General features: G+C 66.6%; 23 protein-coding genes. 11 read left to right on the forward strand and 12 right to left on the reverse strand.

Features of this window, described 5'->3' with window-relative positions; all coding sequences use genetic code 11:
• Positions 1-39 precede the first annotated feature (39 nt).
• The 3 genes from arsC to HMPREF3114_RS19660 form a co-directional block, all read right to left on the reverse strand.
• Positions 40-381: an arsenate reductase (glutaredoxin) gene (gene arsC / locus HMPREF3114_RS19650; RefSeq protein WP_005417554.1), complete on the reverse strand. Its 342-nt coding sequence runs from the start codon at positions 379-381 to the stop codon at positions 40-42.
• Positions 381-1,535: a phospholipase A gene (locus HMPREF3114_RS19655; protein ID WP_070490493.1), complete on the reverse strand. Its 1,155-nt coding sequence runs from the start codon at positions 1,533-1,535 to the stop codon at positions 381-383. The genes arsC and HMPREF3114_RS19655 overlap by 1 nt, the downstream gene beginning before the upstream one ends.
• 118 nt (positions 1,536-1,653) lie before the next feature.
• Complete coding sequence (locus tag HMPREF3114_RS19660) at positions 1,654-2,139, reverse strand: DUF456 domain-containing protein (RefSeq protein ID WP_005417547.1); 486 nt, start codon at positions 2,137-2,139, stop codon at positions 1,654-1,656.
• A gap of 235 nt (positions 2,140-2,374) precedes the next feature.
• Here HMPREF3114_RS19660 and HMPREF3114_RS19665 point away from each other — a divergent pair, with 235 nt between their 5' ends.
• Positions 2,375-2,584, forward strand: coding sequence for a cold-shock protein (locus HMPREF3114_RS19665; protein WP_005417546.1), 210 nt, complete (start codon positions 2,375-2,377; stop codon positions 2,582-2,584).
• A gap of 73 nt (positions 2,585-2,657) precedes the next feature.
• Here the strand turns inward: HMPREF3114_RS19665 and HMPREF3114_RS19670 are convergent, their stop codons facing one another.
• Together HMPREF3114_RS19670 and HMPREF3114_RS19675 are read right to left on the reverse strand one after the other, a co-directional pair.
• Positions 2,658-3,152, reverse strand: a complete 495-nt coding sequence (locus HMPREF3114_RS19670; RefSeq protein ID WP_005417545.1) for a glycine zipper 2TM domain-containing protein — start codon at positions 3,150-3,152, stop codon at positions 2,658-2,660.
• 136 nt (positions 3,153-3,288) lie between these two features.
• On the reverse strand, positions 3,289-3,723 hold the full coding sequence (locus tag HMPREF3114_RS19675) for a cytochrome c (RefSeq protein WP_053499867.1): 435 nt from the start codon (positions 3,721-3,723) through the stop codon (positions 3,289-3,291).
• A gap of 79 nt (positions 3,724-3,802) precedes the next feature.
• Here HMPREF3114_RS19675 and HMPREF3114_RS19680 point away from each other — a divergent pair, with 79 nt between their 5' ends.
• Complete coding sequence (locus HMPREF3114_RS19680) at positions 3,803-4,630, forward strand: tRNA threonylcarbamoyladenosine dehydratase (protein WP_070490495.1); 828 nt, start codon at positions 3,803-3,805, stop codon at positions 4,628-4,630.
• 77 nt (positions 4,631-4,707) lie between these two features.
• On the opposite strand, the gene HMPREF3114_RS19685 is transcribed toward HMPREF3114_RS19680, so the two are convergent.
• Entirely contained in the window at positions 4,708-5,481 is a 774-nt protein-coding gene (locus tag HMPREF3114_RS19685) for a TatD family hydrolase (protein WP_070490497.1), read from the reverse strand.
• Positions 5,478-5,693 carry a DUF6116 family protein gene (locus tag HMPREF3114_RS19690; RefSeq protein WP_005417541.1) on the reverse strand — a complete coding sequence of 72 codons (216 nt, stop codon included), beginning with the start codon at positions 5,691-5,693 and terminating at the stop codon, positions 5,478-5,480. The genes HMPREF3114_RS19685 and HMPREF3114_RS19690 overlap by 4 nt, the downstream gene beginning before the upstream one ends.
• Before the next feature lie 163 nt (positions 5,694-5,856).
• Between HMPREF3114_RS19690 and HMPREF3114_RS19695 the strand changes: the two genes are divergently transcribed.
• The 9 genes from HMPREF3114_RS19695 (at position 5,857) to HMPREF3114_RS20790 (ending at position 15,519) form a co-directional block, all read left to right on the forward strand.
• Positions 5,857-6,699 carry a glycine zipper 2TM domain-containing protein gene (locus HMPREF3114_RS19695; protein ID WP_053499871.1) on the forward strand — a complete coding sequence of 281 codons (843 nt, stop codon included), beginning with the start codon at positions 5,857-5,859 and terminating at the stop codon, positions 6,697-6,699.
• 130 nt (positions 6,700-6,829) lie between these two features.
• Positions 6,830-7,372 (forward strand): GNAT family N-acetyltransferase, encoded by a 543-nt coding sequence (locus HMPREF3114_RS19700; protein ID WP_049410531.1) that lies wholly within the window; start codon positions 6,830-6,832, stop codon positions 7,370-7,372.
• Positions 7,373-7,547: 175 nt separating this feature from the next.
• Entirely contained in the window at positions 7,548-8,204 is a 657-nt protein-coding gene (locus HMPREF3114_RS19705) for a glutathione S-transferase family protein (protein WP_032954328.1), read from the forward strand.
• A gap of 61 nt (positions 8,205-8,265) precedes the next feature.
• Positions 8,266-10,545, forward strand: coding sequence for a transketolase C-terminal domain-containing protein (locus tag HMPREF3114_RS19710; RefSeq protein ID WP_070490499.1), 2,280 nt, complete (start codon positions 8,266-8,268; stop codon positions 10,543-10,545).
• 3 nt (positions 10,546-10,548) lie between these two features.
• Positions 10,549-12,501: an asparagine synthase (glutamine-hydrolyzing) gene (gene asnB, locus HMPREF3114_RS19715; RefSeq protein ID WP_070490501.1), complete on the forward strand. Its 1,953-nt coding sequence runs from the start codon at positions 10,549-10,551 to the stop codon at positions 12,499-12,501.
• Positions 12,502-12,567: 66 nt separating this feature from the next.
• Positions 12,568-13,128, forward strand: coding sequence for an NADPH-dependent FMN reductase (locus HMPREF3114_RS19720; protein ID WP_049410520.1), 561 nt, complete (start codon positions 12,568-12,570; stop codon positions 13,126-13,128).
• A 246-nt stretch (positions 13,129-13,374) separates the two neighbouring features.
• Positions 13,375-14,805, forward strand: a complete 1,431-nt coding sequence (locus HMPREF3114_RS19725) for a replicative DNA helicase (RefSeq protein ID WP_005417526.1) — start codon at positions 13,375-13,377, stop codon at positions 14,803-14,805.
• A gap of 247 nt (positions 14,806-15,052) precedes the next feature.
• Positions 15,053-15,265 (forward strand): hypothetical protein, encoded by a 213-nt coding sequence (locus HMPREF3114_RS19730; RefSeq protein WP_005417525.1) that lies wholly within the window; start codon positions 15,053-15,055, stop codon positions 15,263-15,265.
• A complete protein-coding gene (locus HMPREF3114_RS20790; protein ID WP_080375107.1) occupies positions 15,262-15,519 on the forward strand; it encodes a hypothetical protein in 258 nt (85 codons plus the stop codon). The genes HMPREF3114_RS19730 and HMPREF3114_RS20790 overlap by 4 nt, the downstream gene beginning before the upstream one ends.
• Positions 15,520-15,633: 114 nt before the next feature.
• Here the strand turns inward: HMPREF3114_RS20790 and lpdA are convergent, their stop codons facing one another.
• From lpdA to HMPREF3114_RS19755, 5 genes are all read right to left on the reverse strand, one after another.
• A complete protein-coding gene (gene lpdA, locus HMPREF3114_RS19735; protein ID WP_005417523.1) occupies positions 15,634-17,070 on the reverse strand; it encodes a dihydrolipoyl dehydrogenase in 1,437 nt (478 codons plus the stop codon).
• Between the two features lie 63 nt (positions 17,071-17,133).
• Positions 17,134-18,333: a dihydrolipoyllysine-residue succinyltransferase gene (sucB, locus tag HMPREF3114_RS19740; RefSeq protein ID WP_053499860.1), complete on the reverse strand. Its 1,200-nt coding sequence runs from the start codon at positions 18,331-18,333 to the stop codon at positions 17,134-17,136.
• 40 nt (positions 18,334-18,373) lie between these two features.
• Entirely contained in the window at positions 18,374-21,205 is a 2,832-nt protein-coding gene (locus HMPREF3114_RS19745) for a 2-oxoglutarate dehydrogenase E1 component (protein WP_070490503.1), read from the reverse strand.
• Between the two features lie 186 nt (positions 21,206-21,391).
• Positions 21,392-22,288, reverse strand: a complete 897-nt coding sequence (locus tag HMPREF3114_RS19750; RefSeq protein WP_070490505.1) for a GNAT family N-acetyltransferase — start codon at positions 22,286-22,288, stop codon at positions 21,392-21,394.
• A 9-nt stretch (positions 22,289-22,297) separates the two neighbouring features.
• Positions 22,298-23,710: a ribosomal protein uL16 3-hydroxylase gene (locus tag HMPREF3114_RS19755; protein WP_053499854.1), complete on the reverse strand. Its 1,413-nt coding sequence runs from the start codon at positions 23,708-23,710 to the stop codon at positions 22,298-22,300.
• Between the last annotated feature and the right edge of the window lie 290 nt (positions 23,711-24,000).

Genomic DNA, 24,000 nt, shown 5'->3' on the forward strand with positions numbered 1-24,000 from the left:
TGCACAAACGACTTAATTCCCTCCGTCCCCTTTTCCGGGTTACAGGATCTCCAGCACTGTTTCCGGTGGGCGGCACAGCCGCGTGCCCTTGGTCGTGCGCACCACGGGGCGATTGATCAAGCGGGGATGTTCGCTCATCGCCGCCAGCAGCGTGGCGTCGTCGGCGCCGTCCAGGCCCAGTTCGGCGAACAGCGCCTCCTTGCTGCGTACCAGTTCCTGTGCGTGCAGCCGGGATTCGGCCAGTACCTGGCGCAGCGTGGCTGCGTCCGGCGGGTTGCCCAGGTAGTCGATCACCACCGGCTCGAAGCCCGCATCGCGGATCAGTTTCAGTGCGCCGCGCGAGTTGCTGCAGGCCGGGTTGTGCCAGATCGTCACGTCCATCAGAACCACTCCAGCAGAGACACGCCCACACCCACGTAGGTGGCCTTGTGGTTGTAGTCGATCAGGCTTTCGCCGTAGCCGTCGAAGACCTGCACATGGCCACGCAGCAGGTTGCTGATCGGGAAGCCGTAGTCCAGCTGCAGCGCACCGTGCGAACGGCTTCCGGTGCGCAGTGAATGGCGCGCCATCAGCGAGACCTCATGCCCATTGCGGTTCCAGGTCAGGGTGGCGTCGCCGCGGCCCATGTAATCCTCGATGTCCGGATTGTTGTCTTCGCTGCGGCTTTCCGGAATGCGGTACCAGGGACGCAGCACCAGCGCCCAGTTCTCGCGGTCCAGGCCGATGTTGAGCATGACCCGGTTCCAGCTGCGTGACAGCGGGTCGGCGCGGCCATTGGACTGGTGGTTCAGTGCGATGCCGGTCATGCGCCCGCGCCAGCCACCGATCGAGTAGCCGTTGCGGAACACCATCATCACTTCCGGCTCGTAATTGGTTTCGCGGAACGGGCGCGAATCCTCGCTGTTGTAGGCCTGCCAGCGCGAACTCTGGGTGTAGCCGGCCCAGATGTCGCCGTTGTCGCCGAACAGGTTCTCGACGATCTTGGTCTTGAAGCTGATCTGGAACTTCAGCTCGGCACTGTCCAGTACCTGCGGGGTGGTCACGCTGTTGGCCGGGTTCGGCGAGTGCGGCATGGTGTTGCGATCGCTGGTCCAGAAGGCGGGCAGCAGGTACACCGGCTTGTAGGCGCGCAGTTGGAACGGCCCCAGCTTGGAGTCCTCGGCCAGTTCCCAGCGGCTGTCCAGCAGCGAACCGCGGCCGGCGTTGGCCAGCGCGCTGTCCGGCGTCGCCGGGCGGAACAGGTCGCTCACCCGCTCGCGCAGCTTTTCCTCGCCCTGGCTCACGCGCGCGGTCTGCCGTTCTTCGCGGCGGGCCTGTGCAGCCGCTTCGGCGGCAGCATCAGCGGCGGCGGTAGCCTCCGGGGTATGCCCGAACAGGCGGTCATAGCAGGCCAGCCGGGCCGCGTCGGTGGTAATTGCCGCGCACGCGGCCGGTGAGGTATCGGCGGTAGGCGCGAACTCCTGCGCAGCCAGCGGTGCACTGGCCAGGGCAAGCGCCAGCGGCGCCAGACGGGGAAACAGCGTGGGGAGGGTCATTGCAGCAGGCCCTTCGATGAATTCGGGAATCACACAGTGTGGCGGCTGTGCCGGATCGCGGCCAGCCCCACGGTTTATGCACGGTCACAGCGTGCGCGTGGCGTGAAGGCCAGGTGGCTCAGAAGAACCAGGCGAACGCGAACAGGCCCAGCATCGCGATCACAACCGCCAGTTTCAGTGCCAGGCCAAGCAGGATGCCGAGCCAGGTGGCCAGACCGACCCTGGTCGAGCGGCCGAGTTCGCGGGTGTGCCAGTACTCGCCGAGCAGGGCACCGACCAGCGGTCCGGCGAACAGGCCGATGGGCATGAAGAACAGGCCGACGATGCTGCCGACGAAGGTTCCCCACAGCGCCTTGCGGCTGGCACCGACACGCTGCGCGCCGACCACCGTGGCCAGCACGTCCACCAGCAGCGAAAGCAGGGTCAGTACCCCAAGCGCGACCAGGGTAGGCCAGCCGACGTGGGCAAAGCCGTCGGCCCAGGCGGCCAGCAGCAGTCCGATGAACACCAGCGGGATGCCCGGGAGGGCCGGCAGGATGATGCCGGCGATGCCTATCAGGACAAAAATGACCGCTAGCAGATACAAGATGAATGAGAGTCCCATGCTGTCCCGTATGGAGTCCGTTTTGGGGTTGACAGTGAAAGATTTTGCCAGTTGCTTTTTCGTTTTGGCCGGGTTAAGTTGCAGTCGCTGAGCTTGGCAAGGTCACCGTGGATCGTGGCCTGATGAAGCAAGATCTTCCCGATCCGCTGCATCGATGCACCTCGCTTCCCCCTTGCTTGTCAGCCGCCCACCAGGCGTTTCCAACAACAAGAGAGAGTCAAAGGGAGTTAGTGAGATGGCTGATCGCGAGACCGGTACCGTAAAGTGGTTCAACGATGCGAAGGGCTTCGGCTTCATCAGCCGGCAGAATGGCGAGGACGTGTTCGTGCACTTCCGCGCCATCGAGACCCAGGGCTTCAAGAGCCTCAAGGAAGGCCAGAGTGTGAGCTTTGAAGTCGTGCAGGGCCAGAAGGGCCTGCAGGCTGACAAGGTCCAGCCGATGTAACACCTGCCGTCCGTCGGCATGAAAAAAGGCCCGCGCAAGCGGGCCTTTTTCTTTGCCTTTGGCCCGCTGCAGGTCAGCGCAGGATGACCTTGCCGTTGACCACGCGCACATAGGTGTTCTCACGGATGCCACCCAGGTCACGCTGGTTGACCACGATGGTACGGCCATCATCCATGCGCACGCTGATGTCGTAGGTATCGCTGGTCACATTCTTCTGGATCTGGTTGCCGGCCAGGGCGCCACCGACTGCGCCTGCAGCGGCGGCAATGTTCTTGTTGCCACGGCTGCCACCGGTGTGGTCGGAGATTTCATGGCCGGCCACGGCGCCAACGATGCCGCCGAGGATCGCGCCGGTCGCGCTGGGCGCGGTGCGGCCCGAGGGCACGGTGTTGATGCGGGTGACGATGCCACAGTCCGCGCAGCGGCCCTGGTTGTAGCCGCCGTTGTTGCCGTAGCCGCCGTTGTTGTAGCCGTTGTTGTAACCACCGCCACTGTAACCGGGCGAGGTGGCACAACCGGCCAGCGCGAGGGTAGCGATGGCGCTGGCGGCGATGAGCTGGATCTTCATGGGGCGTCTCCTGGCCGTGAAGGCGGGTATGTTGGGTGGTACTGCGTCATGCAGCAGGGTGGACGAATCCTCTCCCTTCGAACGTGAACAACGCGCCAACCACGCACCCGATGCCCGGCTGCAGGATGAACGCGCCTCAGCGGAAATCCTGGTGGCAGGCCCGGCAATCGGCCTGCAGCGTTTCCACGAGCTGGGCCAAGGCCCTGCAGTCGCCTGGCGGTGCAGCCAGCGCCGTGTTGAGGTTGCCGCGAAGTCGGCTGGCGTGCTGCTGGAACTGCGTGCTGTCCTTCAGCCCGGGAAACGCCAGGTCCAGGTCATTGGACAACAGGCGTAGCGCCTGCAGCCGCGGCACGCTGTCGGCCAGGCTGCAGCGGTTCTGCTGCTGGGCCCGCTGCAGCAGCTGCGACTGCCGCTGCATCACCTGCATCAGGCTGTCCGGAAACGGGTCGCGACGCGCCTGCAGGGCGCGGCCTACCATCACCGTGGCGACCAGGCCGATCAGCAGGCCCAGGCACAGTACGAACAGGTAGCGATGGGTAGGGGACAGGCGGCGGGGCGGGCTGGCGTTCATGCGGGCTCTCCGGGCATGCAACGGTGGGTTCGACGCCGGCGTGCTTTGGGCGCTGACACCTGCACGTTAAAATAGCCCGATGAACGAACAGGTCAAACAACGCTTTGCCGGCATCGAACGGCTGTATGGCGTGGGTGCGCTCGAGCGCCTGCAGGGCAGCCGCGTGGCGGTGGTCGGCATGGGCGGCGTCGGCTCGTGGGTGGTGGAGGCGCTGGCCCGTTCGGCGGTCGGTCATCTGACCCTGATTGATGCCGACGATATCTGCGTGTCCAACACCAACCGGCAGCTGCCGGCGATGGAAGGCAATTACGGGCGCAACAAGGCCGAGGCGATGGCCGAGCGCTGCCGTGCGATCAATCCGGGGATCGACGTCGATGCCGTGCAGGCATTCCTGACGATGTCCAACATGGCTGAGCTGCTGGACCGCGGGTTCGATCTGGTGATCGATGCCTGCGACAGCTTCCGGGTCAAGGTCGAGACGATCGCCTGGTGCCGCCGCCGCAAGCTGCCGCTGCTGACCGTCGGCGCTGCCGGTGGCCGCACCGACCCGACCCTGGTACGTATCCGCGATGTCTCGCGCACCGAGCATGACGCCATGCTGGCACTGATCCGCAAGAAGCTGCGCAGCGAGTTCAACTTCCCGAAGAACGCCAAGCGCTATTTCGGCGTGCCGGCGGTGTATTCGCTGGAGAATGTGAAGTACCCGCAGGCCGATGGCAGCGTCTGCGGCATTCGTCCGAACCTGGGTGCCGATGCGGCGTTGAAGCTGGACTGCGGCGCCGGTCTGGGCGCGGCGACCCACATCACCGGCGCGTTCGCCTTTGCGGCGGTGGGCAAGGCGCTTGAGATGCTGCTGGAGCCGAAGAAGGCGAAAACCGAGGTGACCGAGGCCCACGCCGACGCGTGACGGTGGTGCCGGCCGCTGGCCGGCATCGGGTTCGTCGCCGTCGTTACAGCGTGCCGGCCAAGGTCGGGCCCCCGCCGTCACATTGCCGGCAGCGCGAACAGCCGCCGTGCATTCTCTGTCGTGGCCTGTGCCAGGGCCTCCAGCTCCATTCCGCGCAGCGCGGCCACGTGCCGGGCAATGGTTGCCAGCCGTGCCGGTTCGTTGCGCTGGCCGCGGACCCCTGCGTCGGGCTGGTCGGGCGCGTCGGTTTCCAGCAGCAGCTGCTCCAGCGGCATTCCGCGTACCAGCCGTTGCAGGCGCTGCGCCCGCTCGTAGGTCAGCGGACCGCCAAGGCCCAGCAGGAAGCCGTGCCTGTGCAGTTGCGCGGCCTGTTCGGGGCTGCCGGAAAAACTGTGCACCACGCCGCGCAGGCCGCCGACGCGACGGATCGCGGCGATCACCGCATCCACCGCGCGTCGCGCGTGCACGATCACCGGCAGATCGAATTCTCGGGCCAGTTCCAGCTGGCCGATGAAATACGCCTGTTGAGCCTCGGCATCCAGTCCTTCGACGAAGAAGTCGAGGCCGCATTCGCCGATCGCGCAGGGGCGTTCGCGCTCGATCCACTCGCGCAGCAGTGGCAGGTGCCCAGGCTGGTGATCGGCCAGGAACATCGGGTGCAGGCCGAAGGCCGGGTACAGCCCGGACGCCTGCTGGCAGACCTCGCGCAGTTTCGGCCAGCTGGCAGCGGTGACCGCTGGCACCACCTGTTGGCGCACACCCACGGCCTGCGCCCGCTCGATCACCGCGGCACGGTCAGGGTCGAACGCGCTCGCGTCGAGATGACAGTGGCTGTCGACCAGCACGCTCAACGCTGTTCCAGCGGCGGTGGCGTGGTGGCGTTGCGGCTCTTCCAGTTCGCCAGCAGCAGCGTGCCGAAGCCCAGCACCAGCTCATCGATGAACGGAATCGGGTCCGGGATGAACAGCGTCAGCACGAACAGGCCGGCGGTGAGCTTGAACAGGGTGGGGTAGCGCAGCCGGCGCGCCCATTGCAGTACTGGCAGCAGCATCGGGTTGGCCATGGCGGGGATCCTCGTGGGGAATATGCAAACGCTACCACGGGCCCTGCATTTCCCGATGCTGAATGGGTTACAGCAATGAGCAGGAAATGTGGAGATTCCGTTCAGGCAGCGCGTGCTGCAATCTGTCCCGAGAACGTTGCGGATGGTCCGCAAGGAGCAGGTCATGAAAAGCACAACTACAACTGTCCTGGTCGCAGCGGGCGCGCTGCTGGTTGGTGGCATCGCCACCGCCGCCTTCATGAAGAGTGGCGACCGCTCGCCCGACTCCATCAGCGCCGCAACCCCCAATGGCGAGTCGCGCCTGGTCGATGGCAACGCCACCGACGATGGCGTGCGTGGTGACCAGCTCGACCCGTCCGCGCCGCGCGGGCTGGAATATGCCGATGTGCTGAAGGTCGACCCGATCACCGAGAAGCAGAAGGCCTATGCCACCGTGATCGGCACCGATCCGGTGCGCGAGACCTCCACCACCCAGACTCCGCACGAGGTCTGCCAGGACGTGACGGTGCAGGAACGCCTGCCGGAGCGTGATGGCAACGTCGGCGGTACCGTGGTCGGCGCGGTGGTGGGTGGCCTGCTCGGCAACCAGGTCGGTGGCGGCAACGGCAAGAAGGCCGCGACCGCAGCCGGTGCGGTGGCCGGTGGCTTCATCGGCAACCAGATCGACAAGCGCCATGTGGGCGGCCGGGTGGTCAATCGTACCGAGCGCCAGTGCCACACCGAAACCGCAACGTCCGAGTCGAGCCGCGTCACCGGTTACAACGTGACCTATCGCAACGAAGACGGCACCACCGGCACCATGCGCATGGCCAGCAAGCCGGGCAGCCGCATCGCCATGGGTACCAATGATGTGGTGAAGGGCTACAACGTGACCTATCGCTATGATGGCGCCGAGAAGACCGTGCGCATGGACAACAAGCCGACCAGCGATCGCCTGCCGGTGGTCGATGGCCAGCTGGTCACGCAGACCGCTGCTGCCGGCGCCACTGCGGCCACGCGCCAGTAATCCAGAACACCCTGCTGCACCCGACGGGCCGGCTCATGCCGGCCCGTTTCGTTGTGCGCACGGGCATTGATCCGTGGGGAAAGGGAATCGACCATGATGGATGCCCCCCCCCCTTAGACAAGGAGTCGGCATGAGCATCTTCGACCTGCGCCTGGAAACCGAGCGGCTGATCCTGCGCCCGCTGCTGCGCGAGGACTACGAACCGTACCTGGCATTCTGTGCCGACGAGGAAACGATGCGCACCCTGGGGGGTGTTCAACCGCCCTCGGTGGCATGGCGCGGCTTCTGCAGCCTGGCCGGCGCCTGGCAGCTGTTCGGCTTCTCGATGTTCAGCGTGATCGAGAAATCCAGCGGTGACTGGATCGGCCGGATGGGACCGTGGCAGCCGCAGGACTGGCCTGGAACCGAGGTCGGTTGGGGTATTCGGCATGCCAGCTGGGGCCGGGGCTATGCACCGGAAGCGGCGGTTGCTGCCATCGACTGGGCATTCGACACGCTGGGCTGGGACGAGGTGATCCACACCATCGCCGAGAACAACGACAACTCGAGGGCGGTCGCGCGCAAGCTGGGCAGCACGCTGCTGCGCATGGGAGAGCTGCCGCCGCCGTACAACGACAAGCCGATGCAGATCTGGGGCCAGTCGCGCGAACAATGGCGCCAGCGCGCGCGCTGAGCGTTGCAGGTAGTGCCGGCCGCTGGCCGGCAACCTCGATGTGGCAGGATTCGTGCGATTGCCGGCCAGCGGCCAGCGTTACCGTGGTGCCATGCTGCATCCGCGCTTGGCATTCACCGGCGGGCTTGCCAGACTGCGTGCAGCTGGCCGCCGGCCGGATCCGAGGAAGCAGGCAATGGTGGAAGAGCGCGTCCCGTTGACGGTGCATGGCATGTCGGTGTCCGGCAATTGCCACAAGGTCCGCCTGCTGCTGGAGCAGCTCGGCAGCCGCTACCGCTGGGTGGAAGTGGACAGTGCCCATGGCCAGACCCACACCGCCGAGTTCCTTGCGCTCAATCCCAACGCCAAGGTGCCGTTGATCGTCCGCGACGATGGCCGCGTGTTGACTGAATCCAATGCGATCCTGTTCTGGTTGGCCGAAGGGACGCCCTACCTGCCTACCGACGGTTGGGAACGCGCGCAGGCATTGAGCTGGATGTTCTTCGAGCAGTACACGCACGAGCCATGCGTGGCGGTAGCGCGCTTCATCCGCGGCTGGACACCGCCCGATTCACCGCGACGTGCTGAACTGCCACGCCTGCACGAGCGCGCCGCCACCGCGCTGGCGGTGATGGAGCAGCACCTGCGCGAAGCGCAGTGGTTCACCGGCAGCGCATACGGTATCGCCGACATTGCGCTGTTCGCCTATACCGACGTCGCAGGCGAGGGCGGCATCAGCCTGGCGCCCTTCCCGGAAGTGCGCGCCTGGCTGCAGCGCGTGCGCGCGCAGCCGCGCTTCGTGGCGATGCCAGCGGTGACCGCCGAGGTGCGCGCGCGCTTCGAGGCTGCCTGATCCCACAGGGTAGCGCCCGGCGTTGCCGGGTGGAATGCAACAACGACACGGAGGGTGTTCGATGTTTGCTGTGGTTCCAGATCCGATTCCTGCGCGCATGCGCGTGCTCAACCGCGCCGAAGTGTGCGACGCCAATTTCCTCGACGCGGTGCGTGGCTGGCGAGGCACACCGCGCGCACGTCCTGCACCGGACGCGCCGATCCTGCCGGGCAGCTCGCTCAGCGCTGCGGCCTTCGGTGAGCTGTTCGATTCCCAGCTGGCCAGCCGCCAGCTGGACCTGATGGCGCGCGTATTGCGCGTGCAGAACAAGGTCTTCTATACCATCGGGTCGTCCGGCCATGAAGGCAACGCGCTGCTGGCGCGGGCCTGCCGGCATACCGACCCCGCATTCCTGCACTATCGCTCCGGCGCCTTCATGGTCGAGCGCTCGCGCCAGGTGCCGGGCATCGACCCGTTGCGCGATGCGGCGCTTTCATTCGCGGCCAGCGCCGATGACCCGGCCAGTGGCGGCCGGCACAAGGTGTGGGGCAGCAAGCCATTGTGGGTATTGCCGCAGACCTCGACCATCGCCTCGCACCTGCCGAAAGCGCTGGGCACCGCGCTGGCCATCGAGAGTGGCAAGCGGCTGGGCCATGCGCTTCCCATTCCGGCCGACAGCATCGTGCTGTGCTCGTTCGGCGACGCCTCGGCCAACCATGCCACTGCGCAGACCGCATTCAACACCGCGATGTGGGCGGCCTACCAGAAACTGCCGGCGCCAATCCTGTTCGTCTGCGAGGACAACGGGCTGGGCATCTCGGTGAAGACGCCGGACGGCTGGATTGCCGAGCGCTTCAGCCACCAGCCAGGGCTGGACTATTTCTTTGCCGATGGCCTCGACCTGGCCACTGGGCACGCCCAGGTGCAGGCCGCAGTGGACCACTGCCGGCGGACGCGGCTACCGACCTTCCTGCATCTGCGCACCACGCGCCTGATGGGCCACGCCGGCACCGACTTCGAGGTGGAATGGCGTGCATTGCCGGAATTGTGCGCGGCCGAGGCACAGGATCCGCTGTTGCGCTCGGCGCAGATCGCGTTGGAATCGGGCTGGATGGATGCAGCCGCCATCGAAGTGGCCTACGAGACAATGCGCGCGCGCTGCATGGCCGCCGCTGCCGATGCCGAAGGCCGTGCGAAGCTGCAGTCGCTGCAGGAGGTCATGGCGCCATTGGCACCCTATACGCCCGCAGCGGTGCAGGCCGAAGCCCGGCGCGAGGTCGCCGACGAAGCGCGCGAGGCACTCTATGGCGGTACCGAGGCCTTGCCGGAACGACAGGCGCCACGGCATCTCGCGATCCAGATCAACCACGGCCTGCTGGAACTGCTTGCGAAGTATCCGCAGAGCCTGCTGTTCGGCGAGGACGTGGCTCAGAAGGGCGGTGTCTACACCGTCACCAAGGATCTGCTGCGCCGCTTCGGTCCACGCCGGGTGTTCAACACGCTGCTGGATGAAACCATGATCCTGGGCATGGCGCAGGGCCTGGCCAACCTGGGCATGCTGCCGATTCCGGAGATCCAGTACCTGGCCTACCTGCACAACGCCATCGACCAGCTGCGTGGTGAAGCCTGTTCGCTGCAGTTCTTCTCCAACGACCAGTACCGCAACCCGATGCTGGTGCGGGTGGCCGGGCTGGGCTATCAGAAGGGTTTCGGCGGGCACTTCCACAACGACAACTCGATCACCGCGTTGCGCGACATCCCCGGGCTGGTGGTCGGCTGCCCCTCGCGCGGTGACGATGCGGTGATGATGCTGCGCACGCTGGCCGCATTGGCGCGGGTGGATGGGCGCGTGGCGGTGTTCCTGGAGCCGATCGCGCTGTACATGAGCAAGGACCTGCACGAAGCAGGGGATGGCCAGTGGCTGTTCGACTACCCGGCACAGGGCCAGGCGCTGGTGCCGGGCGAGGGCCGGGTGTATGCACCGGAGGCCGGAGACCTGGTGATCTACACCTATGGCAATGGCGTGCCGATGGCGTTGCGCGCGGCGCGGGCGATCGAGCAGCAGCTGGGCTGGCAGGTGCGGGTGGTCGACCTGCGCTGGCTGGTACCGTTGGATGCCGGCTTCATCGCGGCCCAGGCCGCGAGCGCGCGGCGGGTGCTGGTGCTGGACGAAGGCCGCCACAGCGGCGGAGTGGGTGAGGGCGTGGTCACGGCACTGGTCGAGGCCGGCTTTGGTCACCTGCCGCTGCGCCGCGTCTGTGGCGCCGACACCTACACGCCACTGGCAGGGGCAGCAATGTTCGGGCTTCCAAGCGACAATGCGGTGATTGGCGCCGCCCTCGACCTGGCGCAGGAACCCTGATGCATGTGTGGATTGGCGGGAATGTTGTTGCCGGCGCCGCTGGCGTCGGCCGAGGCGCTGCAGGCGCAGGCGCTGGCCATGGGCCAGGCGCTGCACCATCGCGGGCCGGATGATGGCGGCAGCTGGGTCGATGCCGAGGCGGGCATCGCGCTGGCGCATCGACGCCTGAGCATCCTCGACCTGTCCCCGCTGGGCCACCAGCCGATGGCCTCGGCGGACGGCCGCTACGTGATGGCCTACAACGGCGAGGTCTACAATTTCGCGGCCCTGCGTGAACAGCTGGAGCCGCTGGGGCACACCTTCCGCGGCCATTCCGACACCGAAGTACTGCTGGCGGCGATCCTGCAGTGGGGCGTCGAAGACACCCTGCAGCGCTGCAACGGCATGTTCGCCATCGCGCTGTGGGACCGTCAGGATCGTTGCCTGTGGCTGGCCCGCGACCGCGTCGGCAAGAAGCCGCTGTACTACGGCTGGGCCGGCGACGCGCTGGTGTTCGGTTCGGAACTGAAGGCGCTCTGGCAACACCCGGCGTTCGACAACGACATCGACCGCGATGCGCTCACCTTGCTGCTGCGGCTGGATTACATCCCGGCGCCGCACAGCATCCACCAGCGCTGCTACAAGCTGATGCCGGGCCGGGTGCTGCGGCTGGATGCAGCGGCTGTGGCCGCTGGCGCCGCGGCACACCGCCCGGAGCAGGCGCAGCGCCCGTACTGGGATGCGCGTGCACGCATGCAGGCGGCGTTGGCCGCCCCGTTCCAGGGCCGCATCGAGGAGGCCGAGGAACAGCTGGATACGCTGCTGCGCGATGCGGTGGCGCTGCGCATGGTGGCCGACGTGCCGGTCGGCGTGTTCCTGTCCGGCGGCACGGACTCATCGCTGGTGGCAGCGCTGATGCAGGCGCAGAGCGGGCAGCCGGTGCATAGTTTCAGCATCGGCTTCACCGACTCGGGACATGACGAAGCTCCGCTGGCCAGGGAGCTGGCGGCTCATCTCGGCTGTGATCACACCGAGTTGTACGTCAGTGGCGCCGACGCGCTGGCGGTGGTGCCTCAGTTGCCGGCGATGTTCGATGAACCTTTTGCCGATGCGTCGCAGGTGCCGACCGCGCTGGTGGCACGGCTGGCACGGCAGGGCGTGACCGTCGCGCTGTCCGGCGACGGTGGCGATGAGCTGTTCTTCGGCTACACCCGCTATGTACGCGCGCTGCGCAACTGGCAGATGCTCGGACGCGTGCCGGGGCCGCTGCGGCGCTGGATGGGCGCACGCTCGCAGCAGCAGGGCGAGGCCTCGCGGACCGGTGGCCTGGCGGCGCTGCTGGCCGAGACAGGCGCACGTGGCATCGGCGACGTCTACCGCAACCGCATCTCGCGCTGGCGCGACCCTGCCGCGGCGGTACCCGGTGCGCAGGCGGCCGGCAGCTTCTACGACCTGGCCGATCCGCTGCACGGCGCGGGGACACCGGCCGACGCGATGATGCTGGCCGATTTCGTGACCTACCTGCCCGATGACCTGTTGTGCAAGGTCGACCGGACCTCGATGGCGGTCAGCCTGGAGGCGCGCGCGCCATTGCTGGACTGGCGCGTGGCCGAGTTCGCCTGGTCGCTGCCGCTGGGCTTCAAGCGCAGTGAGACGACCAGCAAGGTGCTGCTCAAGCGCGTGCTGGGCCGTTACGTGCCGCATTCAATGGTGCACCGTCCCAAGCGCGGTTTCGGCGCACCGGTCAGTGACTGGTTGAAGGGCGACCTGCGACCCTGGGCAGAGGACCTGCTGCAGCCGGCGCGGCTGGAGCGTGAGGGCGTGCTGTCGGCGGCGGCGGTGCAGCCGCTGTGGCAGCAGTTCCTGGGGGGGCAGCGCAAGTGGCATACCCACTTGTGGAACGTGCTGATGTTCCAGGCCTGGCAGGCGCATTGGCGGCAGGTGCGGACCGGCGTGACCGGCGTGACCGGCGGCTGATCTTCACCGGATGGCACGGGCCTGGCGACTAGGCTGGGCCTCCCGCACCGTGAGGAGTATGTCCCGATGTCCGTCCCCACCATCGCCGTGTTCGTTGGCAGCCTGCGCAAGGATTCCTGCAACCGCAAGCTGGCCCATGCGCTGGAGAAGCTCGCCGGTGATCGCGCGCGCTTCCAGTACGTGCAGATCGGCGATCTGCCGTTGTACGACCAGGATTTCGACGCTGATTATCCGCCGCAGGGCACCCGGCTGAAGGATCAGGTGCGCGCCGCCGACGCGGTGCTGTTCGTGACACCCGAGTACAACCGGTCGGTGCCCGGCGTGCTCAAGAACGCCATCGATATCGGATCGCGCCCGTACGGTGACAGTGCGTTTGCCGGCAAGCCGGCGGCGGTGATCGGCGCCTCCATCGGCCAGATCGGTACCGCCGTGGCCCAGCAGCACCTGCGCAACAGCCTGGCCTTCCTGGACATGCATGTGCTGGGCCAGCCGGAGGCATTCATCCACTTCAAGGACGGCCTGATCGATGCCGATGGCACGATCCACAACGAAGGCACGCAGAAGTTCCTGCAGGGCTACGTGGACCGGTTCCTGGCGTTGATCGCAGTGCACGTCAAGGGCGATTGACGCCTGCGGGTCAGAGTCCCCTGCGTCGCAGGGGATCCGACCCCGGGGCGTTGATCTGCGATAATGTCCCGCTCGGGCGCCGCAACGGCGCCCGTCGCAGGCAGTGCGACGCTTTCACGCCAGTCTGGCCAGGTACCGGCGGATATCCCCCGTTTTCCCACGGCTTATCCACAGGCTTGTCCATGGCTGCCGGGGTCGGCACATGCCTACACTCGTCTGGCCCACTTTTGCAGGAAACACCGCAGCATGTCCGCTCGTCCCGGCTTCCGTTCCAACCGCAGAGAGCGCGGTGATGGCTTCGATCGCGATCGCGACGAGTCGCGCATCGACCAGTTGCGGGTACCGCCCCATTCGGTGGAAGCCGAGCAGGCGGTGCTGGGTGGCCTGATGCTGGCGCCCGAGGCGTATGACCGTGTCAACGACCAGCTGACCGAAAGCGACTTCTATCGTCGCGATCACCAGATGATCTATCGTGCGATCCGCGAGCTGTCCGAGCGCGAACGGCCGTTCGACGCGGTGACGCTGGGCGAGTGGTTTGAATCGCAGGGCAAGATGGAACTGGTGGGTGACGGCGCCTACCTGATTGAACTGGCCAGTACCACGCCGTCAGCTGCCAACATCGTGGCCTACGCCGAGATCGTGCGCGACAAGGCGGTGCTGCGGCAGCTGATCCAGGTCGGCACCGACATCGTCAACGACGGTTTCCAGCCAGAGGGGCGTGACAGCAGCGAGCTGCTGGCCTCGGCGGAAAAGAGCGTGTTTGCAATCGCCGAACAGGGTGCGCGTGGCCGTACCGATTTCGTGGCCATGCCCGGTGCACTGAAGGATGCCTTCGAGGAGCTGCGCAACCGCTTCGAGAACGGCGGCAACATCACCGGCCTGCCGACCGGTTACAACGATTTCGACGCGATGACCGCTGGCCTGCAGCCGACCGACCTGATCATCCTCGCGGCGCGCCCGGCAATGGGCAAGACCACCTTCGCGCTGAACATCGCCGAGTACGCGGCGATCAAGTCGAAGAAGGGCGTGGCGGTGTTCTCGATGGAAATGTCGGCGTCGCAGCTGGCGATGCGCCTGATTTCCTCCAATGGACGCATCAACGCGCAGCGCCTGCGTACCGGCCAGCTGGAAGACGAGGACTGGAGCCGCGTCACCAGCGCGATCAAGATGCTGAAGGAAACCAAGATCTTCATCGACGACACGCCGGGCGTGTCGCCGGAAGTGCTGCGTTCCAAGTGCCGCCGCCTCAAGCGCGAGCATGACCTGGGCCTGGTGGTGATCGATTACCTGCAGCTGATGAGCGTGCCGGGCAACAGCGAGAACCGCGCGACCGAAATCTCGGAAATCTCGCGTTCGCTGAAGGGCCTGGCCAAGGAACTGAACGTGCCAGTGATCGCGCTGTCGCAGCTCAACCGCTCGCTGGAAACGCGTACCGACAAGCGCCCGGTGATGGCCGACCTTCGCGAATCGGGCGCAATCGAGCAGGACGCGGACATGATCGTGTTCATTTACCGCGACGACTACTACAACAAGGAAAACTCGCCGGACAAGGGCCTGGCCGAAATCATCATCGGCAAGCACCGTGGTGGCCCGACCGGCTCGTGCAAACTGAAGTTCTTCGGTGAGTACACCCGCTTCGACAACCTGGCCCACGACTCGGTCGGTTCGTTCGAATAGCGGTCATGCCGGCCGCTGGCCGGCAACCACCATCGGGCGAGCCAAGGCACCGGCAGGAGCTGCTGTCAGCGCGGGTTCCATGCGGTCGCCACGAAGCGCAGCCGGGCATGGGCATGGGCGTGGCGTTGCACTGCGCTGGGCCGGTTTCATCGCCGCCAGCCCGGTTTCGTCGCAAACTGTTTGCCGGCGCCAGGGCAGGGCGCCAAGGTGTCCGCAGGCGGCAGGGTGCCGTCCCAAGGAGACCGTGATGAAGACCCTGTTCGCGCTCGGTGTGTGGTGCCTGCTGTTCGTACTGTGCTGGCCGCTGGCGATCCTCGCCCTGATCGCCTGGCCGTTCGTGTGGCTGCTGAGCCTGCCGTTCCGACTGGTCGGCATCACCTTCTCGGCGCTGTTCGCCTTCCTGCGCGCGCTGTTCATGCTGCCGGCGCGCATGCTCGGTGGCCGGGCGGTGCCCGCATGAGGGCGCTGGTGCTGGTCGGTCTGGCCCTGTTGGCGGGCCCGCTACAGGCCGCTCCTCCAGCACCGCCTTCGGTGTGGCTGGAGCGCCAGCAGGCAGCCGGTGCCGACGAAGCGAATGCTGCTGGGGCGAAGGCTTCGACGCGGCCCGGGGACAGGGAGCGCTGCCGGGTCACGAAGGAATGGAAGGTCGGCGAGACGGTGGTGCAGCATCGGATCTGTGACGATCCACCGAAGAAGCCCGCTGGAAAGGTGTAGCGCCGAGCCCAATGCTCGGCGCTACAGGAAAATGAGCAACAAAAAACCCCGCCGAGGCGGGGCTTCTTGAATCCGGGTGAAGCCGGCCAGCGGCCGGCACTACCAGGTGGACGATCAGTTCGCTTTGTGGATGGCGCGCTTGCTGACCGCCATCGCGGCGTCGTGGATCACTTCCGACAGCGACGGGTGGGCGTGGCAGATGCGGGCCAGGTCATCGGCCGAGCCGCTGAACTCCATGGTCAGCACGCCTTCGTGCACCAGTTCGGAGACGTTGGCGCCAACCAGGTGCATGCCGAGGATGCGATCGGTTTCGGCATGGGCCAGGATCTTCACGAACCCCGCCGGCTCGATCATCGCTACGGCACGGCCGTTGGCGGCGAACGGGAAGCTGCCGGCCTTGTACGGAATGCCCTCGGCCTTCAGCTGGGCTTCGGTCTTGCCGACCCAGGCCAGTTCCGGCTCGGTGTAGATGACCCACGGGATGGTGTCGAAGTTGACGTGGCCCGGCAGGCCGGCGATCAGCTCAGCCACCGCGATGCCTTCCTCGAAGCCCTTGTGCGCCAGCATCGGGCCGCGCACGCAGTCGCCGACCGCCCACACGCCGTTGACGCCGGTGTGGCAGTGCGCGTCGACTTCGATCTGGCCGCGCTCGTTGACCTTGACGCCGGTGCCTTCGGCCAGCAGGCCCTTGGTGGCGGCGCGACGGCCGACGGCCACCAGCAGCTTGTCCACGGTCAGGGTCTTTTCGCCTTCCGCGTCAGTGTAGGTGACGATGACTTCCTTCTTCTTGCCCTTGCCGGTGATCTCGGTCTTGGAAACCTTGGCATTGAGCTTGATGTCCAGGCCCTGTTTCTTGAATTCCTTGGCAGCGGCCTTGGCCACTTCGGCGTCGGCAGCCGCCAGGAACTCCGGCATGGCCTCAAGGATGGTGACTTCAGCGCCCAGGCGCTTCCACACGCTGCCCAGTTCCAGGCCGATCACGCCGGCACCGATCACCGCCAGGCGGTTCGGCACTTCGGTGAAGTCCAGTCCGCCGACGTTGTCGACGATGGTCTCGCCGTCGAACTTGGCGAACGGCAGTTCGATCGAATCCGAACCGGCCGCGATGATGACGTTGGTGCCCTTCAGCTCGACTTCCGAACCGTCGTGCTGCTTCACCTTGACCACGTTGCCCGGCTGCAGCTGGCCGAAGCCGTAGTAGGCGGCGACCTTGTTGGCCTTGAACAGCATGCCGATGCCGCCGGTGAACTGCTTGACGATCTTGTCCTTGCGGCCAATCATCGCCTCGACGTCGATCTTGGCATCCTTGAAGCTGATGCCGTGGTCGCCAAAGATGTGGCCCATGTTCCAGAACTGGCGCGAGGAATCGAGCAGCGCCTTGGACGGGATGCAGCCCACGCGCAGGCAGGTGCCGCCGAGGGCCGGCTTGCCGTCCTTGCCCAGCGCTGCGTCGATGCAGGCGGTCTTCAGGCCCAGCTGGGCCGCGCGGATGGCAGCGTGGTAACCGGCCGGGCCGGCACCGATGACGACGACGTCGAATTGTTCAGCCATTGAATTATTCCTTGATGCATTACCAGAACCCCTCCGCGCAGGCGCGGAGGGGCGGGAGGTTTCTTACAGGCCGAACAGCATGCGGCCCGGGTTTTCCAGCTGGTTCTTGATGTCCACCAGGAACTGCACCGAGTCCTTGCCGTCGATGATGCGGTGGTCGTAGGACAGCGCCAGGTACATCATCGGCGCGATCACGACCTGGCCGTTCTGGGCGATCGGACGCTCCTTGATGGCGTGCATGCCCAGGATGGCGCTCTGCGGCGGGTTGATGATCGGGGTCGACAGCAGCGAACCGAAGGTGCCGCCGTTGGTCACGGTGAAGGTGCCGCCCTGCAGTTCTTCCAGGCCCAGCTTGCCGTCACGTGCCTTCTTGGCGTAGTCGGCGATGGTCTTCTCGATGTCGGCGAACGACATGCGCTCGACGTTGCGCAGGACCGGCGTGACCAGGCCCTTCTCGGTCGACACGGCGATCGAGATGTCCGAGTAGCCGTGGTAGATGATGTCGTCGCCGTCGATCGAGGCGTTGACCAGCGGGAAGCGCTGCAGCGCGTTGGCAGCGGCCTTCACGAAGAAGCTCATGAAGCCCAGCTTGATGCCGTGGGCCTTGACGAACTCGTCCTGCAGCTCCTTGCGCGCCGCCGACACCTTGGACAGGTCGACTTCGTTGAAGGTGGTCAGCATGGCGGTGGAGTTCTTCGACTCCATCAGGCGCTCGGCGATGCGCTTGCGGATGCGGGTCATCGGCACGCGCTCTTCCGGACGTGCACCACCGGCCTTGCCGGCGCCGCCGTTGCGGGCGAAGTTGACGATGTCTTCCTTGGTCACTGCACCACGACGGCCGGTGCCGTCGACGTCGGCCGGGTTCACGCCTTCGGTGATGGCGGTGAAGCGGGCGCCCGGCGGCAGGGTGTCGGCGGCCGACTTGGCAGCCGGAGCCGGAGCGGCGGCAGCGGCCGGAGCAGCGGCGGCCGGTGCGGCTTCAGCCTTCTTCTCTTCAGCGGCCGGGGCCGGAGCCGCAGCCACGGCGCCTTCTTCGATGATCGCCACGACCTGGCTGGAGGTCACGGTATCGCCTTCCTTGAACTTGATTTCCTTCAGCACGCCGTCAACCGGCGACGGCACTTCCAGCACGACCTTGTCGGTTTCCAGGTCAAGCAGGTTTTCGTCGCGCTTGACGGCGTCGCCCACCTTCTTGTGCCAGGTGGCGATGGTGCCGTCGGCGACGGATTCGGGCAGTACCGGGGCTTTGACTTCGGTGGCCATTGCGGGAGCTTCCTGGTTTGTCTTCTAAATAGGGGGAGGATTATTCAGCGAACGTGTCGTTGAACGGGTTGACCAGTGCGTCGGCAATCAGCTGCTGCTGTTCGCGGACGTGGTCAGCCATGTGACCGGCAGCCGGCGACGCCGAACGTGCGCGACCGGCGTAGTGCAGGTTCTGGCCATCGGCCAGGCAGAACTGCAGGTGGTGGCGGATCTGGTACCACGCGCCCTGGTTCTGCGGTTCTTCCTGCGTCCACACCACGTCGGTGGCCTTGCCGTACTTCTTCAGCTCGGCAGCCAGCAGCGCACGCGGGAACGGATACAGCTGCTCCACGCGGATGATCGCCACGTCGTCCTGGCCACGCTTGGTCTGGTCTTCCAGCAGGTCGTAGTAGACCTTGCCCGAGCACAGCACCACGCGCTTGACCTTCTTGGCATCGGCATTGGCGTCGCCGATCAGGTGCTGGAACTCGCCATTGGCCAGTTCGTCCAGGGTCGACACGGCCAGCTTGTGGCGCAGCAGCGACTTCGGCGACATCACCACCAGCGGCTTGCGGGTGGTCATGTGCAGCTGGCGACGCAGCATGTGGAAGGCCTGCGCCGGGGTCGACGGCACGACAACCAGCATGTTCTCCAGGGCGCACAGCTGCAGGAAGCGCTCCAGGCGCGCCGAGCTGTGTTCCGGGCCTTGTCCTTCATAGCCATGCGGCAGCAGCAGGGTCAGGCCGGAAATGCGGCCCCACTTGGCTTCACCGGCGGCGATGAACTGGTCGATCACCACCTGGGCACCGTTGGCGAAGTCGCCGAACTGGCCTTCCCAGATGCACAGCGTGTTCGGATCGGTGGTGGAGAAACCGTACTCGTAGGCCATCACCGCTTCTTCGCTCAGCAGCGAGTCGATGACGGTGGCCTTCTCCGGCGAATCCACCAGCTGCCGCAGCGGCATGTAGTAGTTGTCGGTCTTCTGGTCGTGCAGGATCGCATGGCGGTGCGTGAACGTACCGCGGCCGACGTCCTGGCCTACCAGGCGCAGCGCGTGGCCTTCGTCGAGCAGGGTGGCGTAGGCCAGGTTCTCGGCAAAGCCCCAGTCGCCCGCGATCTCGCCGGCGGCCATCTTGCGGCGGTCGTCGTAGACCTTGGCCACGCGCGAGTGCAGCTGCACTTCGTCCGGGATGGTGTTGATCAGCTTGGCCAGCTCGACCAGCTTGTTCTTCTCGACCTTGGTCGAGACCGGGTCGGACAGCTTGCCTTCCAGCAGCTTCGGCCAATCGACGAACAGCGGGCTGGTCGGCGGAGTCTTCTCGACCTTGGCCAGCTCGGTGGTCACTTCACCGGCGTCCAGCTTCTCGCGGTAGGCATCGACCATGGCCTTGCCGACACCGGCGGCGATCACGCCCGCCTTTTCCAACTGCTCGGCATACATCTCGCGGGTGGTCGGGTGCTTGCGGATCACCTGGTACATCAGCGGCTGGGTGATCGCCGGCTCGTCGGCCTCGTTGTGGCCCCAACGGCGGTAGCACATCAGGTCGATGACCACGTCCTTGGCGAACTTCTGGCGGAACTCGAAGGCCAGCTGCGCGGCGAACACGACGGCTTCCGGATCATCGCCGTTCACGTGCAGCACCGGGGCGGCGATCATCTTCGCCACGTCGGTGGCATAGCGCGTGGAGCGCGTATCCAGCGGGTTGGAAGTGGTGAAGCCGACCTGGTTGTTGACCACGATGTGCACGGTGCCGCCGACGGCGAAGCCGCGGGCCTGCGACATCTGGAACAGCTCCATGACCACGCCCTGGCCGGAGAAGGCCGCGTCGCCGTGGATCAGGATCGGCATGACCTGCTTGCGCGCGGTGTCCTTGCGGCGCTCCTGGCGTGAACGCACGGAACCGGCCACGACCGGGTCGGCGATTTCCAGGTGCGACGGGTTGAACGCCAGCGCCAGGTGCACCGGGCCACCGTCGGTGGCCACGTCGGCGGAGAAGCCCATGTGGTACTTCACGTCGCCGGCCGACGCGTGCTCGTCGTGCTCGAACTTGCCTTCGAATTCGTCGAACAGCTTGCGCGGGTTCTTGCCCAGGGTGTTGACCAGCACGTTCAGGCGGCCGCGGTGGGCCATGCCGATCACCACGTCCTTGACGCCATCCTTGCCGGCGCTGCGGATGATGGTGTCCATCATCGGGATCAGCGAGTCGCCGCCTTCCAGCGAGAAGCGCTTCTGGCCGACGTACTTGGTGTGCAGGTAGCGCTCCAGGCCTTCGGCCGCGGTCAGGCGCTCCAGGGTGCGGCGCTGGGTGTCAGCGTCCAGCTGGTAGTTGCCACCGGCCGCTTCCAGCTTCTTGTAGATCCACTGGCGTTGCTCGACCTCGGAGATGTGCATGAACTCCGCACCGATCGAGCCGGTGTAGGTCGCCTTCAGGCGTGCGAGCAGGTCGCGCAGCTTCATGCGCGGCTGGCCGCCGACGCCGCCGGTGCTGAACTCGCTGTTGAGATCGGCATCGGACAGGCTGTGGAACGGCAGGCCCAGGTCCGGGGTGTTCACCGGCGCGGCCAGGCCCAGCGGATCGAGGCGGGCGTCCAGGTGGCCGCGCGAGCGGTAGGCGGTGATCAGACGACCGACATTGCGCTCGCGCTCGTCGCCCGCACCGGTGCCGGTGCCAGCTTTCAGCGCATCCTTGGCCGCGTCCGCGATGTGGGAGATGACGGCCGAGTGCGGAATGTCACCTGCTTCGCGGCCCTTGAAGCCGTCGAAGTAGGTTTTCCATTTGGGATCGACACTATCCGGGGAGACCAGGTACTGCTCGTACAGGTCCTCGACATAGGAGGCGTTGCCGCCGGCGAGTTGCGAAGATTGCGCAAACTGCTTCAGTTGATTGTCCACGATGGAGGGTGTTGATTCGCTTTGTGGGGTATGGCTTCAGAAGGACCCGGCAGGAAGATGAATAGCCCTGCGCGGGCGCGTTCAAACAGCCAAATTGTACCCCCAACGGGACACGAAGGGGCACCACTGCGGGCATCCCACGTCCGCCGGTGCCGGTTCCAGACAGGTTGGGTCAGCGGTGCCGGCTCAGATGCCGAGCGCGCGCAGTTCGCTGCAATCGCGCGAACGGTCCCAGACGCGCTGCAATTGCTGCCCGAACGGCTGCGAACGTGCCGGCAGCGCGATGCCGGCCTCGCCGTCGAGGCGATGGCCGATCAGACGAAAGTAGAAGTCGCCTGCATCGTTGAGCAGGCAGGAAGAGGCCAGCGCGCGGTCGACCGGGTCGCTGACCTCGCGGAACCGGATCACGCTTGGCAAGCGCTGCGCCAGTGCCAGCAGCGGTGCCCCGGCAGAGGCGATCGCAGCGGCATCGTGCACGATCACCCGCAGCTGCTTGTCGTGGCGGGCGGTGACGAAGCGGCGCAGGGCGGCCTGCACCGGCGCCGCGTCGAGCAGTCCCGGGTCCAGCTGGCGGCTGTGCAGCCACAGCTGGCGGCGGGCGCGGTGGACGATGGCCGTGGTGATGGCCACCGCCTCGGCGCGGCAGTCGATCGCGCTGGTCGCGCCCAGCCGGCGGCGCATCTGCTGGTGGCCGATGCCGGCCTCCTCGAACGCCTCGCCTTCCGGCAGGAAGCCCTGGCGGGCATAGAAATCGCGGGCGGGCAGTTGGGCGTGCAGGTGCAGCTCGGCCAGGCCGAGCCTGCGCCCGGCCTCGACCAGTGCCTCCAGCAGGGCCTCACCGACCCCGTGGCTGCGATGGCTGGCCAGCACGGCCATACGGCCGATGCGGCCGTCCGGGGCCAGCCGGCCGGTGCCGACCGGCTGGTTGTCACTGTCCAGTGCCAGCACATGGACGCTGACCGGGTCCAGCGCATCGCGTTCCAGTTCCGCGGCGATGCCCTGTTCCTGCACGAACACGCGTTGGCGCACGTCGTGGATGGCAACGTGGGCGTCGGCGTGGCTGACCTGCTGGACCCGGATCATGGTGAGGGCTCAGGCCCGGCCAGTGCTGTCGTCTTCGTCGTCGTCCTCGAAGTTGACGATGACCTCGATACCGTCGTCGTGCACGGTCACGGAGTGGACATCGTCGGACACCGCGTCGGCGTCGATCGCGTCGACGCGGTCACGGCCTTCGACCACTTCGCCGAGGACCACGGCGTCTTCGCCGTCGTCCTCCTCTTCAGCGTCGTACACCTCGTTCGGATCGATCAGCTGGAACACGCCACCGACCAGCAGCTGCTGGAGCACGGCACGGCCCTTGTCGGACAGGCCGCGATAGGCGGCGGCGTCGAGCTGCTCGGCACCGGCCAGGCGCTGGGCGTCCTTCACCGGCAGCGCGAAGTCCTGGCCGCTGACGTACAGGCTGGCGCCGCGCTTGGCCCGGCGCCAGGCCAGGCGTGCCCACGGGTGGCGCTGCAGCAGCAGGCCGGAGGCCAGCGCCTGGACCACTTCCTCCGGTGCCGGTGCGGCCTGGTGGGCCATCACTTCGCCGGCGGCGCGGTAGGTGGTGATGAAGCGACCGAACCAGTCACCCAGCTTGTCCGGGTCGTTCATGCGGATGGCGTTGAGCGCGGTGATCACCCGCGCCATCGCCACCGTGTCGATTTCGTTCGGGTCGGCCGGCACCTTGAGGTCGGCATCCTGGTAACGGATGTTCTCGTCGGCATCGGCGATCAGGGTGTCGAGGTAGTCGCTGATCAGCTCGGCCGAGGACGGCGCGCGCATGCCGAAGGAGAACGTCAGGCAGGGATCCTCGGCGACGCCGTGGTGCGGCACGTTCGGCGGCAGGTACAACATGTCGCCCGGCGCCAGCACCCAGTCGTGGGTCGGCTTGAACACCTTCAGCAGCTTCAGTTCCACGTCCGGGCGGAAGCCCAGCGGTGGCTGCTTGCCCTTGATCGATTCGCTGGCGTCGATCTGCCAGCGGCGGTGGCCGTGGGCCTGCAGCAGGAACACGTCGTACTGGTCGACATGGGCGCCGACCGAGCCGCCGGTGGCGGCGAAGCTGATCATCACGTCATCCATGCGCCAACGCGGCAGGAAGCTGAAGTGCTCGATCAGGGCGCGCACGTCCGGGTCCCACTTGTCCACGTCCTGCACCAGCAGGGTCCAGTCGTGGTCGGGCAGGGCGGGGAACACGTCTTCCTGGAACGGGCCGGTGCGCACGCGCCAGCCGTCCCGGGTCTTGTCGTGCTCGATGAGGCGCGCCAGCACGCCTTCCTCGCAGGCCAGCCCGGCCAGGTCTTCCGGCTGCACCGGGGTCTGGAAGTTGGGGAAGGCGTTGCGGATCAGCAGCGGGCGTTTCTGCCAGAAGTCGCGCAGGAAGGTGGCCGGCGCCATGCCCAGCGGCTGGCCGGGGCGGGCGGTGACTTCGATGAGGGGGGCGGAGGACTTGCGGGCGGCCATGGGGGGAATCCTTGCAGCGGAAAGCGGGAGGGGCGGCGTGGCGGGCCGCCAAGGTCTCCATTGTCCGCCGTTCGTGGGGATTGCGCACGTGCGGTGGTTTGTCGCGGGGTGTCCGGCCAACGGCGTAGCCCCTCGTGGCGACATCTTGGTAGGGTCGACTGTTAGTCGACCGGCTTCATGGGCTTGGCCGGGCGGGTGGGCTGCGCGGGGGACGCTGCAAGTACGTCCCTGTAAGCTTGGCCGCCGCATCCATGCGGCGGACTGATCTGGCCCCCTGAAAACGGACGCCA

It is taken from the genome of Stenotrophomonas sp. HMSC10F07 (assembly GCF_001807895.1).
Lineage (GTDB): Bacteria > Pseudomonadota > Gammaproteobacteria > Xanthomonadales > Xanthomonadaceae > Stenotrophomonas > Stenotrophomonas sepilia.

What these genes read in the sequence shown, in the direction of transcription:
- arsC (WP_005417554.1), bottom strand. Translation starts at nt 381, where the DNA reads ATGGACGTGACGATCTGGCACAACCCGGCCTGCAGCAACTCGCGCGGC.
- HMPREF3114_RS19710 (WP_070490499.1), top strand. Translation starts at nt 8,266, where the DNA reads ATGTTTGCTGTGGTTCCAGATCCGATTCCTGCGCGCATGCGCGTGCTC.
- lpdA (WP_005417523.1), bottom strand. Translation starts at nt 17,070, where the DNA reads ATGGCTGAACAATTCGACGTCGTCGTCATCGGTGCCGGCCCGGCCGGT.
- HMPREF3114_RS20790 (WP_080375107.1), top strand. Translation starts at nt 15,262, where the DNA reads ATGAGGGCGCTGGTGCTGGTCGGTCTGGCCCTGTTGGCGGGCCCGCTA.
- HMPREF3114_RS19670 (WP_005417545.1), bottom strand. Translation starts at nt 3,152, where the DNA reads ATGAAGATCCAGCTCATCGCCGCCAGCGCCATCGCTACCCTCGCGCTG.
- HMPREF3114_RS19750 (WP_070490505.1), bottom strand. Translation starts at nt 22,288, where the DNA reads ATGATCCGGGTCCAGCAGGTCAGCCACGCCGACGCCCACGTTGCCATC.
- HMPREF3114_RS19705 (WP_032954328.1), top strand. Translation starts at nt 7,548, where the DNA reads ATGGTGGAAGAGCGCGTCCCGTTGACGGTGCATGGCATGTCGGTGTCC.
- asnB (WP_070490501.1), top strand. Translation starts at nt 10,549, where the DNA reads ATGTGTGGATTGGCGGGAATGTTGTTGCCGGCGCCGCTGGCGTCGGCC.
- sucB (WP_053499860.1), bottom strand. Translation starts at nt 18,333, where the DNA reads ATGGCCACCGAAGTCAAAGCCCCGGTACTGCCCGAATCCGTCGCCGAC.
- HMPREF3114_RS19675 (WP_053499867.1), bottom strand. Translation starts at nt 3,723, where the DNA reads ATGAACGCCAGCCCGCCCCGCCGCCTGTCCCCTACCCATCGCTACCTG.
- HMPREF3114_RS19720 (WP_049410520.1), top strand. Translation starts at nt 12,568, where the DNA reads ATGTCCGTCCCCACCATCGCCGTGTTCGTTGGCAGCCTGCGCAAGGAT.
- HMPREF3114_RS19700 (WP_049410531.1), top strand. Translation starts at nt 6,830, where the DNA reads ATGAGCATCTTCGACCTGCGCCTGGAAACCGAGCGGCTGATCCTGCGC.
- HMPREF3114_RS19660 (WP_005417547.1), bottom strand. Translation starts at nt 2,139, where the DNA reads ATGGGACTCTCATTCATCTTGTATCTGCTAGCGGTCATTTTTGTCCTG.
- HMPREF3114_RS19665 (WP_005417546.1), top strand. Translation starts at nt 2,375, where the DNA reads ATGGCTGATCGCGAGACCGGTACCGTAAAGTGGTTCAACGATGCGAAG.
- HMPREF3114_RS19725 (WP_005417526.1), top strand. Translation starts at nt 13,375, where the DNA reads ATGTCCGCTCGTCCCGGCTTCCGTTCCAACCGCAGAGAGCGCGGTGAT.
- HMPREF3114_RS19680 (WP_070490495.1), top strand. Translation starts at nt 3,803, where the DNA reads ATGAACGAACAGGTCAAACAACGCTTTGCCGGCATCGAACGGCTGTAT.
- HMPREF3114_RS19655 (WP_070490493.1), bottom strand. Translation starts at nt 1,535, where the DNA reads ATGACCCTCCCCACGCTGTTTCCCCGTCTGGCGCCGCTGGCGCTTGCC.
- HMPREF3114_RS19690 (WP_005417541.1), bottom strand. Translation starts at nt 5,693, where the DNA reads ATGGCCAACCCGATGCTGCTGCCAGTACTGCAATGGGCGCGCCGGCTG.
- HMPREF3114_RS19695 (WP_053499871.1), top strand. Translation starts at nt 5,857, where the DNA reads ATGAAAAGCACAACTACAACTGTCCTGGTCGCAGCGGGCGCGCTGCTG.
- HMPREF3114_RS19755 (WP_053499854.1), bottom strand. Translation starts at nt 23,710, where the DNA reads ATGGCCGCCCGCAAGTCCTCCGCCCCCCTCATCGAAGTCACCGCCCGC.
- HMPREF3114_RS19730 (WP_005417525.1), top strand. Translation starts at nt 15,053, where the DNA reads ATGAAGACCCTGTTCGCGCTCGGTGTGTGGTGCCTGCTGTTCGTACTG.